Genomic DNA, 12,618 nt, shown 5'->3' on the forward strand with positions numbered 1-12,618 from the left:
ATATACTTAAATATCAGCTAATAAAATTGACTGGCCTATGAAAAAATTACACACAATTGCACGCTCTGTTTCTCTAATTACTTGTTTTTCTACGCTTCTTGCTTGCTCACAACAAACCAAGGAAGTAAACACAATGAAAACTGATTCCAGTTCCAAACAAGCGCAGCAAGCAAACACCCAACAAAAGCCTAAAGCCGTTGTTTATCAAGTTTTTACTCGTTTATTTGGCAATACCAACACAACCAATAAACCTTGGGGCACAATAGAAGAAAATGGTGTGGGTAAATTTAACGATTTCACAGATAAAGCACTTGCCGAAATAAAAGCACTAGGCGTTACCCATATTTGGTATACGGGTGTACCTCATCATGCTGTGATTAGAGATTATAGCCAATATGGTATTAGACCGGATGATCCAGATGTCGTTAAAGGCAGAGCAGGTTCACCATATGCGGTTAAAGACTATTACAATGTTAATCCAGACTTAGCCGTAGACCCTGCAAATCGGCTAGCAGAATTTCAAGCGCTAATAGCCAGGACCCATAAAAACCAAATGCAAGTCATTATCGATATAGTGCCGAACCATGTTGCGAGAAACTACCAGTCGATCAGTAAACCTGCAGGCGTTAGTGACTTTGGCCAAAATGATGATACATCTGTCGAATATGCCAAGGACAATAATTTTTATTATGTTGTCGGCGAAGCATTCAAAGTACCTGTAGCTAAAAATGGTTATCAAGTATTAGGTGGAGAGCAACATCCATTAGCGGATGGAAAATTTGTTGAGCGACCAGCAAAATGGACAGGTAATGGAGCAAGAAAAGCTCAACCTGATGCCAACGACTGGTACGAAACTGTTAAAGTAAATTATGGTGTTAAACCAGATGGAAGCAAAGATTTCCCTAGCTTACCTTCAGGTTATGCAGATAAAAGCTACCAAGCTCATTACCAATTTTGGCAAACTCAAGTTGTGCCTGATTCTTGGGTAAAATTTAGAGACATAGCGCTTTACTGGACTGAAAAAGGGGTAGATGGATTTAGATATGATATGGCAGAAATGGTACCGGTTGAGTTCTGGAGCTATATGAATTCTGCAATAAAGACAGTTAATCCTGATGCTTTCTTGCTAGCTGAAATTTACAACCCAAGTATTTACCGTGATTACATCCATTTAGGCAAAATGGATTACCTGTACGATAAAGTCGACTTTTACGATACATTAAAACCTATGATGCAGCAGAAAACAGAGCAAGATTACGCTGCCAATTTAGTGAGTATTCAAAGCCGCTTTGCGGATATAGAACACAATCTACTTCACTTTTTAGACAATCACGACGAACAAAGAATCTCAAGCCCAGAATTTGCTGGCGATGCCAAATTTGGCAAACCAGCTATGGTGGTTTCAGCATTAATGAGCAGCTCTCCAATCATGATTTATTTTGGTCAAGAAGTTGGAGAAGATGGCAGCGAAGAAACAGGATTTGGCGATCCAAGTCGAACCAGCATTTTCGATTACGTAGGTGTGCCAGCACATCAAAGATGGATGAATAATGGCAAGTTTGATGGCGGTCAATCTAGTGCTGAAGAACTAGAACTACGCGACTTTTACCGTCGCCTACTTAACCTGAGTAAGCATCAAGTATTTAGTGCTAATTATGCTGAAATTCAATCTATTAACCGTAGTGCAAATCCAAATTACAGCCAGCAACAACTTGCTTTTGTCCGCTACAGCCAAACAGATCAAGTAATAGTTGTCAGTAATTTTTCCGAGCAAGCCACTCAAGCGTTAGACATTATCATACCCAGTGATCTCATTGCACAAATGCAGTTAGCAGACGGTCAATATCAATTAACAGACCAGCTATACAATAAAACATCAGCAGAACTTAATATTACCAATGGACAAGGTAAATTTAAGCTTAAACTGGCGGGTTTAGAGTCCATGGTATTTAAAGTCATGCACAAGGTAGCTAAATAATGTTTAGCTTAACCCAAACCAAGCCTGTTAATATCAGGCTAAGCAATCGCTTTTTAAACTCATTTTTGACTGGTTTTGTGGTTATTGTTTGCTTGTGTATTTTTACACAAGCAAACGCAAATCAAGCCATTAATCGAGACTATATTAGCCACCAGCTAATCAATAAAAATCAGCTAGAACTAACAAGCTCAGATGGCAAAATCAGCATTTCCTATTTGACCGACTCAAGTGTTGAGGTTAGCTTTAGCAATGAATCTATTCCGACATCTGAATCGTTCAGCCTAGTTGCGGACAGACATAGCCAAGCATTAAAAAACCAGTCAATTAAACCTAAGTTAACTCAAGTGGATAGTAAACTGGTATTCAAAACCAGTGTATTTAAAGTAGAGATTAACAAATCACCGCTCAGATTAAGCTACTACCGACTCGATGGATTAGCCGAAACTCTATTAATTAGTGAGGAACAAGGTTTCTTAACCCAATTAAATGCCAAGGCTGAAAGTTTAACCAGTGAAAATCTAGCGAATAACGATACTGCAATAGAAGCTAACATGCAGGTCTGTGTTAATTTTAGATTATCGCCTAGCGAAAAAATTCTAGGTGGTGGTGAACGAGTTTTGGGTATGGATAGACGTGGTCATAGATTACCCCTTTATAACCGAGCTCATTATGGTTACGGCACGTATTCTGAACAAATGAACTATTCCCTACCCGCTATTCTATCCGATAAAAAATACCTTGTTTTGTTCGATAACCCAGCCAAAGGATGGCTCGATATAGCTAAAACGGACAAAGACATTCTAAGTTTTGAAGCTGTATCAGGCCCGCTCAGTTATGTTGTTTTATCAGCACCAAACCACCCGAAAATAGTGAAAGACTTTACCTTGTTAACCGGCAGACAACCTATGCCGCCGCGTTGGGCATTAGGTTACATAGCTTCAAGATTCGGCTATCGCAGTCAAGCTGAAGCTGAAGCGACAGTTAAAAAGTTTGCTCAAGAAGACTTTCCACTAGACGCTATTATTTTTGATTTATATTGGTTTGGTAAAGATGTTCAAGGTCATATGGGCAATTTAGACTGGGATAGCAACACATTTCCGCAGCCAGAAAAAATGATCCATAACTTTAAACAGCAAGGGATAAATACAGTTTTAATTACAGAACCTTTTATCTTAACCAATTCAAAAAAATGGTCTGACGCAGTTGATAATAAAGTGCTAGCGACAGACGCATACGGCAAGCCAAAAACTTTCGATTTTTATTTTGGCAATACCGGCTTAATCGACATATTTAACCCAAACAGTAAAGATTGGTTTTGGCAAATCTACCAAGGCTTAATGGAACAAGGCGTGAGCGGTTGGTGGGGCGATTTAGGTGAGCCAGAAGTTCATCCTAGCGATACCTTACATAAGGTAAATGGAAAACAGCTGGGTGCCGACCAGATCCATAATGCATTTGGTCACGAATGGGCCAAAATGATGTATCAAAAACAGCAAGCACATTATCCAAACCTTAGACCATTTAACTTAATGCGTTCAGGGTTTGTCGGCTCACAAAGGTATGGCATCTTGCCTTGGACAGGCGATGTTAGCCGTAGCTGGGAAGGACTGGTGCCGCAAGTTGAATTATCACTGCAAATGGGATTATTTGGTTTAGCCTATACTCACTCTGATTTAGGTGGATTTGCAGGTAATAACTGGGATGAAGAACTCTACATTCGCTGGCTACAGTATGGGGTATTTCAGCCTATCTACAGACCGCATGCTCAAGATGATGTTGCGCCCGAGCCAATCTTTCACTCTAAAAAAGTAAAGGATATCACCCGCCAGTTTATCCAACTTCGCTATCAGCTAATGCCGTATAATTACAGCTTAGCATTTGAAAACAATCAAACCGGTATGCCGTTAATGCGCCCACTGTTTTTCAATGATGAGAAAAGTGAACACCTAACTGACAACCAAAGTTACCTTTGGGGCGATGCTTTTCTTGTTTCACCCATCACACAAGCGAGTGTGAGCAAGCAAGCCATCAACTTGCCTCAGGGAGTTTGGTTCGACTATTGGACAGATAAAGCATATCAAGGTGGTCGCCAAGTTTTATTACCAACCAATATAGAAACCATTCCGGTACTAGTGAAGGCTGGATCTTTTATACCTATGCTGGAACAAGTTAATAATGCTGCTAACTATCAAAGCGATGAATTAACTCTGCATTATTACCACGACAAAAGCGTTAAACATGCGAGTGGAAAAATGTATGAGGATGATGGATACACAGCCCATGCATTTGAAAAAGGTTTATATGAAATATTAAATTTTGACGCTTCATATAAAGAGATGAGCCAAACGCTAGATATAAGTTTGTCGCAGTTGTCAGGTGCTAAAACTTATCAAGGTAAACCAGAATCCAGAAACATAAAACTCGTGATTCACAATATAACTAATTCAGCTGAGATAACAGTCGATGGTAAAGCGGTTAAGTTGGCAGCAGCGACTAATGCGAAAACGACTAGCGCCGCACATTATCCAATTGCTAAGCAAGTCGTGGTTAAATTTAAATGGTCACAGCAAGACAGTAAAACAATTAGCCTAAATTTAAAATAATTTAGGCTAATTGTTATTAGGTTGGAGTAGAAGCATGCTTTCTATTAGTGCCTGTCTAGATAGTTTGTGTGGTGAGACCATAGTAAGAGAGCTTCTATATGTGTTTGCTGTAGGCGATTGAGACCTGACAGCTAAAATGACAAGCGAAGTAGATTATTTTGCTGATTAACTTGGATTCGACAACCGAAAAGTTGCCGAAAAGATCACTATTACCTTTTGACCAACGGGAGGCTCATATGTGTTAGCCGCTCATACAACTATAACCTTTTTACCTTGTTGTTCCTGAACTTCTTTTTTAAAACTATCGAAAAGTAGTTCATCTTTAATCATTTGATCCATGGTCATTTTCCCATTGACCAAATCTAAAATAAGGTAATAGTAAGATACTAAAAGGTCGTGACATTCAGGATCTAAATCCTTACCTCTTAAAATATCTACACCAATTTTCACATCAGGCTCTTCCCGATAAATAGCATTCGTAAGCTTGTAATAATCGTTAGACAGATCAAAGTAAACTAAAGGTACTTCATATTTTCCTTTAGCAACATCACTTCTATATATGTACTTAAAACCGTCAAGGCTTACTTTAAGTTGTACGCCAGCTATTATTGCACTATTTGTGTTTTTGGTTATTTGAAGCAACTCTTGCTTTTTGTTCTCCTCATTAATCCAGATAATATCTCGCTGAGGGTCTGAAGGAGAGTATTTTGTAGGGTATAGCCGCTGTGTTGAATTTAGCCCTGTACCAATAGCAATGAAGCTATCTAAGCTTTTATGTGGTGTTTTACCTTTTCGAGCGTACATTCCCCATCGTCTATTTGCCTGAATATCTTCATTACATTTTTTTACAACAACAGCTTCAGCCACTTTACCTAATAAACGCATAACAGATACATTTTGGTCGGGAGTTATGAAAATTTTTGACTGTAAAAAACCTTCGTCATTAACATCAACGAGGCTTAGCTCATTAGACAAAATACTCATCAAATCATAACCATGAGCATGTGAAACAAGCTCACTACTTCGATGCTCGTTATTCCATTGATTTAATGGCTGAATAGAAGAAGTGTTTATACTGCCATCTGAATTCATCGTCGCTACAACCAATTGAGGCTGCTGGAATATCGGTGATCCTGTACTATCTAGAATTGTCGTTTTCTGCATATTCTACTTTTTGACACCATAATCTGACTGACGACTAACGCTTTGCTAAGCGGTAATAAAATAGCTGGCTAAAATTGCGAGGAACAAGCAAAAGCCAGCTGTTTTTTGTCCGTTTAAGCAACTTGCTAACTGCCTGACTCCTCTTGTTCTTCTTCTCTGGTGTCTTCATCAAAGTGCCGATATTCAGCATAGTCAAAGTCAGCAGGTAAGAACCGATGAAATGCTTCTCGCACTTTTTTATGGTCATGACTTGCTCTGTTACGCCAATATAACTGGTTATTGTTTTCAATTTTATCGAGGAGAAACTCAGCAGTTTCTTTGTTTTTGAAATGTTTGATATTAGGCAAAAGATGTTGACTAAATCTTAAATCAGCTGCATCAAAATCTACACTACAGCCGTAATAACAAGCAATTAATTTTGCGTAGCTATCTTCCCATTCTTCAGAGTCAGATAGTTCTAATACATATTTCCATTGGTGCTCAGTAAATTTGGGGTAAGAATCACTTTCGATCCATTCAGCAAGATATTCAAAGTGGTTATCTAAACTTCCTCGAACAAACCAGCCACAAGTTTTACCAACATCAGTGTTATTACTAGCATGCTGAATTTTTAATTTTGCGTCATCTGATAATAGATCATATAAAGACTCATTCATTGACAAATAATGAAGTAAATAATCTAAAGGTTGGCCCGCTCCAGCTATATTACTGTAATAATCCTTGTCAGCTTCAATTAAGGCGTTCAGCCTTGTTTTGTGGCGACTGGTAATAAGTCGAATTACTTCGATATTAATTAACCTATTTTCATTGCACTTATCATTATCTAGCTTGAACGTCAGTTTCCAGAGGGTTTTAAAAAGCGAAAACTCAACATCATCATTCATTCTGTTTAAATACCTACTCTCGAGATAGGTTTTAACTTTTGCTTTAGTATTTAGAGCCTCTTTTGCTTCATCCAGATCTTCTAATATTTCATTGATAACTTTTTGAGTGTAGAAAGGTGGCTTTATTAACAAACCCTCTAACGTATTTCTAATTAATGCTCTTACAGTCTCTTTGTTGGGTTTATGTAATTCTAAGTTTTCTTTAAGAACAGGGTGTGCGCATAAGTGACGCTGCTTTTGAAGATATCTTAAATTCTCATAATCAGCGCTATCAATTAAATTGGTTTTTTCCAAAACACTATCTATTACCCCTAACTCCCAACTAGATGACCTCGCATCTTCATCTTGCATGCTACGTACTACATCCAATATTTCCTTAGCAGAAGCGTCTGAGTATAAATCGACTAGATATTGTAACTTGTAAATAATATCTGTAATCGCGACAGCCCAAAGCATTACGACTGACGATCTGTATGAACCAATTTGGTAGGAAGAAAGAACTTCTTCAAAATATTCTTTGGTTTTCCCAAAATGAATTCTTTCTTTTATTGTTTCAATTTCAAAATTTTTCATTCTGCAGGAGCGCTCCTTAAAGGCAATTGACGCTTTGCTAATGACCCATCACATGACAGGCATTGTTAAAAAATATAAATTACAATTACTTACAACTCATGTCTATTTATTTTTTATCCGTAATTTAAGAATGAGTCGAGCCTGTAATTCAGGATTAACCACCTGTAGCATCTCTAAATACCTGTTATTTGAGGTAACAACATGAACCTAACACTTTGAATAGAGTACAATGTTTACTAAAACACTAAATAAAATGCCATCAATAACTGAAAATAAAAAGATATGAGCTTACCCGTAGACCATCAACAAGCTATTTGCGCAGCCAGTCAGTGTTTATCCATAATAAAATCATCCACCATGCAATCTCTGTGGGCAGAACAAGGAGAGCTTACCCGGTTAACCTTATTAGCTCCTCCTCAACCCCAAACTGGCTCAGAGAAACAAGCGACAAAATCACTTGTGGTAAAATATATCACCTTCAATGACAACGCTAAGCATCCACACGGTTGGCATGGGCTAAGCTCACAGCAACGCAAACGCCACTCCTATCAAGTAGAGTTAAATTGGTATCAACATTATGTCAGCTACGAACCGGACAAACAGGGTATGTCACCAGACATGGCAGAACTTATTCATGCCCATCAAGATGAACAAACGATTATTATAGCCTTGCAAGACTTAGCCGTTGATTACCCAGTAAGATTTACACAAGGGCAAGCAGATCGGTCCAATAATGATCAGGTAAAAGCTTGTTTACAATGGCTGGCAAAATTACATGCCAAATACTTTCAGCAAAGCCCTGATGATTTATGGGCAAAAGGCAGCTATTGGCACTTAGCCACCCGCCAAGATGAATTAAACGCTATGCCTGAATCGACACTGAAAAAGGCAGCTAGCACACTTGATAACCTCCTCAATAATTGCCCCTTTCAAACCATAATTCATGGTGACGCCAAACTTGCCAACTTTTGCTTTGAAAAAAATGGTAAAAAAGCTGCGGCGGTAGATTTTCAATACGTAGGGCAAGGCGTAGGCATAAAAGATGTTATGTTATTATTAACCAGTGTTTTGCCCGATGACGCACTAGTAAAGCAGGCCAAAAGCTTAGTCGAGTATTACTTCCAACAGCTTGATAACGCCCTAAGCTATTGGCAACCAGCGGTGAATAGCAAGCAAGTGATAAACGCTTGGCAAGCACTTTATCCCATAGCTTGGGCTGACTTTCACCGCTTTCTCGCCGGCTGGAAACCCAATCATTGGAAAATAGGCAAATATTGCCAGCAGCAAACTAAACAAGCTTTGGCCGATATTGAACAACTTACTGATAAATAGAACAGACAAGAGATAACACATGCACAGCGCGCAATTACAATCGCTATTAACGTTAGCAGGCAAAGCAGCAAAAATAGCGGGAAACTACATTGCCAATATTAACCACGATGAAATCACGGTTAATTACAAAGCAGGTGGCAGCACACTGGCATCACAAGTTGTTACTCAGGTTGATATTGATTGTGAAAAACTAATTTATGCTGCGTTTAAAGATTCATGCACACAATTTAATATCGCTTTTCTTGGCGAAGAAAGTGCTGATAGTTTTGCGATTAACCAGCACCCTAGATTATTAAAACCTTATTTTTGGTGTGTCGACCCACTTGATGGCACCCTAGCCTTTACTGAAAATGTACCCGGCTATGCTGTGGCCATTGCACTTGTTAACCAACAGGGGCAAGCACTGTTAGGTGCGGTTTATAATCCACGAACAGATGAACTTTATCAAGCCATTGCCAATCAACCACAACTTGCAATAAAGCAGAAACTATTTAAAAACCAACAGCCATGGCAACCTTTACGACCATCCCCACTAAAAACAAACACGCAAGAAACACCCCCTGCTTTATCCGTATTTTTTGACCGAAGCTTTCAAAACTTTTTTTATTACCCCAAGCTAATTAAAAAGCTTGAGCAACGCGCCTTAGCCCTTGGCTACTCTGGCATCAACATTGAAAACCAAGCCGGCTCTGTTATCAACGCAATACAAGTGCTTGAAAACGCCCCCGCCTGTTATTTTAAACTCCCCAAAAAAGAACGAGGTGGCGGCAGCACATGGGATTTTGCAGCAACCTCAGCATTAGCGAATGCCGCAAGTATTTGGGTATCGGATATTTATGGTGAGCCGCTTAACTTAAACTCAGCTGAATCATTATTTATGAATAAAAGCGGCGTTATATTTGCTCATGGTGATCAGCTTGCCAGTGACACAGAGCTTGCCAAAATAATTATGGAGATTGCTGAACATTTTAATCCGCTATAGATAAAACAAAACGTGCCATCAGGGGAATTAATCGGAACATCAACATACACATTGATGAGTATAGAGCTTTTAAATAGCACTTAATTAATCAAATAATCTAACCTTATGGTTCTAAAGCCAAATTGAAGTAAAGATTGTTTTGACTTCTAGGCATAACGCCAAAGAGCTTGAGCTCTTTCTTAGTGCTGAAAAAAGTGATGGGAAATATTGGGCTAATACTCTAAATAATGTTGTTGTGTACGCCCTGATGCTAGTTAATACTCCCTATAAAAGGTGATCTTCTAACCTAGAGAGGGCGTACAACTTAATATACCTGTTTCAACAAATCGAGATGATTGTGCAACATTTCACTTATAACGACATTCAAACCTTTGAACAAAGGTACAAAGCTCAGTTCATTAATAGCTTATCTGGCTTTAAAAGCGCTAACCTTATTGGCAGTCATGATGTTAACGCCAATAGTAACCTTGGTATTTTTAGTTCTGTGGTACATATAGGCTCAAACCCTGCGTTGGTCGGTTTTATTATGAGACCCGACAATGGAGAAAGACACACATTAAACAATATTATTAACACGCAGCAATACACAATTAATCAAGTATCAACTGAGCATTATCGAATGGCTCACCAATGTTCAGCTCGTTATGCAAGTGATGAGAGTGAGTTTAATCATACTGGTTTAACACCGCAATATGTCGCTAACATTAACGCACCATTTGTTAAAGAGAGTCGACTAAAGTACGCATTAACCCTGCAAGAAATTTTACCCATTTCGTTAAACAACACCCAGTTAATTATTGGCGAAATTATACATGTTATTTGCCAAAAACATGCGATTCAACCCGATGGTTACATTGATATTGAATCTTTATCAACAGCTAGTTTATCGGGGTTAGACAGTTATCACACCAGCAATCGAATCTCACGTTTAAGTTACGCTAAACCTAACAAAGCGCTATCAGCATTAAACGTTATGGGCGCAACGGTACAACAGGATGAACAAATCACAATTAATGATAAATTAGAGGCGGGAGATGATTAATAAGCATTGGCATCATTGGCATTGTTAAATGCCTTAAATTACAACCACTTACAAATCCTGTCTATTTATTTTTCATCTGTAATTTGACAAATCAACAATCCACTCCAAACTTAACTGTATAAATAACCACGCATGACTATAAACACAGTTAACTTATGGCTAAACCCAGAAGCAGTTTAATATCATTATCTGATACTCCTTATTACCATTGCATTGCGCGTTGTGTCAGGCGTAGTTATTTGTGTGGCTATGATAAAACCACTAAAAAGAGCTTTGAACATAGAAAAGTTTGGTTAGTTGAGCGTATTCAAAAGCTCGCCGCTATTTTCACCATAGATGTAGCGGCTTACGCCGTTATGAGTAATCACTATCACATAGTTTTAAGAGTCAATACAGATGCCGCGGATGCTTTAAACCCTTGTGAGGTTTTATCTCGTTGGCATACCTTGTGTCAGCCTAAACCTATTGTGGCACGTTATTTACAGGCTAAACAGCAAGGCAATACTGTAACCGAGAGCGAGGCAATGGTCGTGAATGATTGTGTTAAAGATTATCGCCAGCGTTTAACGAGTATTTCTTGGTTTATGCGCTTTTTAAATGAGTTTATTGCCAGACAAGCAAATTCAGAAGATAAGTGTAAAGGTCACTTTTGGGAAGGTCGCTTTAAATCTCAAGCCTTATTAGATGATGTCGCTGTTTTAGCTTGTATGGCTTATGTTGATTTAAACCCAATTAGAGCCAAAATGGCAGATACACCTGAAAACTCTGATTTCACTTCGATTCAACAAAGGTTAGGCATTTTACCAAAAGCATTAGAAACAGATAATCATCAAAATAAAGACAACCATCAAAAGCTAAAAACACAGAATGATAGTTTGACCGCTATCGCGCCAGCCCAGTTATTACCTTTTGTTAAAGCCAATAATGAATCTATTCCCAACTTTAAGCGCTGTAATAGCCATATTCCGTTTTCATTAATTGATTATTTAGAGCTCGTCGATTGGACTGGTCGACAAATCAGACAAGATAAACGGGGGGTCATCGCACCAAATACACCTTCAATAATCCAAAGACTCGGATTAACAGATGAAGATTGGTTAGCCTTTTCAACCGGAATAGAAAACCAATTTAGCCATTCAGTTGGTCAAAGGTTTCAGTTGCAAACTTATGCTAAAAACCATCAATTAAAACGGGTTAAAGGCTTAAGACAATGAAGCGCCACGCCCACCTAGTTATTATCTAATAAACAGGCTGCTCTAAAGCAACAATCAATCAAATCAATTTGAGAATGCTAAGTACCTGTAATTCAGAATTAACAACCGATAGCACCTCTAAAACACCTAAAATTTGAGCTAAATACACAATCTCACTAACAAGCCGTTGTTTCGTCTTCTAATCGTTCAAATAAAATAAAATAAGCTAAACAATAAGAATAGATGCAAGATAAACCATAACCTATTGATTTAATTATTTTCTATAAGTGTGTGTCCTTATAGTTTGTCGCTGATAGTTTAAGTGCCTGTCCAGATAGTTAGACAAATCAGACAAGATAAACGAGGCTTTATCTCACCAAATACGCCTTCGATAATCCAAAGACTCGGATTAACAGATGAAGATTGGTTAGCCTTTTCAACCGGAATAGAAAACCAATTTAGCCATTCAGTTGGGCAAAGGTTTCAGTTGCAAACTTACGCTAAAAACCATCAATTAAAACGGGTTAAAGGCTTAAGAAAACCAAGCGCCCCACCCGCCTAGTTGTTCACAAATAAACCGGTTCTTAAAGCACCAAACAATCAAATCAATTTGAGAATGTGCAGTACCTGTAATTCAGGATTAACTGTCTGTAGCATCTCTAAAACACCTATTATTTAAGCTAAATACACAATCTCACTAACAAGCCGTTCTTTCGTCTACTAATCATTCAAAAGTAAATACGCTAAACAATAAGAATAGAAGCAAGATAAACCATAACCTATTGATTTAATTATTTTCTAAAAGTGCCTGTCCTGATAGTCACTAGTGAAACGAACGCGAGCCAACTGTTAAACGTCCGTTTGATT

General features: G+C 38.3%; 9 protein-coding genes. 7 read left to right on the plus strand and 2 right to left on the minus strand.

Features of this window, described 5'->3' with window-relative positions; all coding sequences use genetic code 11:
- Positions 1-133: 133 nt before the first annotated feature.
- Positions 134-1,978 carry an alpha-amylase family glycosyl hydrolase gene (locus XM47_RS17885; RefSeq protein WP_245623499.1) on the plus strand — a complete coding sequence of 615 codons (1,845 nt, stop codon included), beginning with the start codon at positions 134-136 and terminating at the stop codon, positions 1,976-1,978.
- Complete coding sequence (locus XM47_RS17890) at positions 1,978-4,581, plus strand: glycoside hydrolase family 31 protein (RefSeq protein ID WP_078061960.1); 2,604 nt, start codon at positions 1,978-1,980, stop codon at positions 4,579-4,581. The genes XM47_RS17885 and XM47_RS17890 overlap by 1 nt, the downstream gene beginning before the upstream one ends.
- A 249-nt stretch (positions 4,582-4,830) precedes the next feature.
- Here the strand turns inward: XM47_RS17890 and XM47_RS17895 are convergent, their stop codons facing one another.
- A complete protein-coding gene (locus XM47_RS17895; protein WP_216596002.1) occupies positions 4,831-5,745 on the minus strand; it encodes a hypothetical protein in 915 nt (304 codons plus the stop codon).
- 125 nt (positions 5,746-5,870) lie between these two features.
- Positions 5,871-7,202, minus strand: coding sequence for a hypothetical protein (locus XM47_RS17900; RefSeq protein ID WP_048695660.1), 1,332 nt, complete (start codon positions 7,200-7,202; stop codon positions 5,871-5,873).
- A gap of 282 nt (positions 7,203-7,484) precedes the next feature.
- Between XM47_RS17900 and XM47_RS17905 the strand changes: the two genes are divergently transcribed.
- From XM47_RS17905 to XM47_RS17925, 5 genes are all read left to right on the plus strand, one after another.
- Entirely contained in the window at positions 7,485-8,534 is a 1,050-nt protein-coding gene (locus XM47_RS17905) for a phosphotransferase (protein ID WP_048695663.1), read from the plus strand.
- A gap of 19 nt (positions 8,535-8,553) precedes the next feature.
- Positions 8,554-9,516: an inositol monophosphatase family protein gene (locus tag XM47_RS17910; protein WP_048695665.1), complete on the plus strand. Its 963-nt coding sequence runs from the start codon at positions 8,554-8,556 to the stop codon at positions 9,514-9,516.
- Positions 9,517-9,847: 331 nt separating this feature from the next.
- A complete protein-coding gene (locus XM47_RS17915; protein WP_048695668.1) occupies positions 9,848-10,558 on the plus strand; it encodes a flavin reductase family protein in 711 nt (236 codons plus the stop codon).
- A 155-nt stretch (positions 10,559-10,713) separates the two neighbouring features.
- Positions 10,714-11,772, plus strand: coding sequence for a transposase (locus tag XM47_RS17920; RefSeq protein WP_077066611.1), 1,059 nt, complete (start codon positions 10,714-10,716; stop codon positions 11,770-11,772).
- 301 nt (positions 11,773-12,073) lie between these two features.
- Positions 12,074-12,313, plus strand: a complete 240-nt coding sequence (locus XM47_RS17925; RefSeq protein WP_048695671.1) for a hypothetical protein — start codon at positions 12,074-12,076, stop codon at positions 12,311-12,313.
- Positions 12,314-12,618 lie beyond the last annotated feature (305 nt).

Source organism: Catenovulum maritimum, from assembly GCF_001050375.1.
GTDB lineage: Bacteria > Pseudomonadota > Gammaproteobacteria > Enterobacterales > Alteromonadaceae > Catenovulum > Catenovulum maritimum.

Coding starts and splice junctions, on each gene's coding strand:
- XM47_RS17885 (WP_245623499.1), top strand. CDS start 134: ATGAAAACTGATTCCAGTTCCAAACAAGCGCAGCAAGCAAACACCCAA.
- XM47_RS17890 (WP_078061960.1), top strand. CDS start 1,978: ATGTTTAGCTTAACCCAAACCAAGCCTGTTAATATCAGGCTAAGCAAT.
- XM47_RS17895 (WP_216596002.1), bottom strand. CDS start 5,745: ATGCAGAAAACGACAATTCTAGATAGTACAGGATCACCGATATTCCAG.
- XM47_RS17900 (WP_048695660.1), bottom strand. CDS start 7,202: ATGAAAAATTTTGAAATTGAAACAATAAAAGAAAGAATTCATTTTGGG.
- XM47_RS17905 (WP_048695663.1), top strand. CDS start 7,485: ATGAGCTTACCCGTAGACCATCAACAAGCTATTTGCGCAGCCAGTCAG.
- XM47_RS17910 (WP_048695665.1), top strand. CDS start 8,554: ATGCACAGCGCGCAATTACAATCGCTATTAACGTTAGCAGGCAAAGCA.
- XM47_RS17915 (WP_048695668.1), top strand. CDS start 9,848: ATGATTGTGCAACATTTCACTTATAACGACATTCAAACCTTTGAACAA.
- XM47_RS17920 (WP_077066611.1), top strand. CDS start 10,714: ATGGCTAAACCCAGAAGCAGTTTAATATCATTATCTGATACTCCTTAT.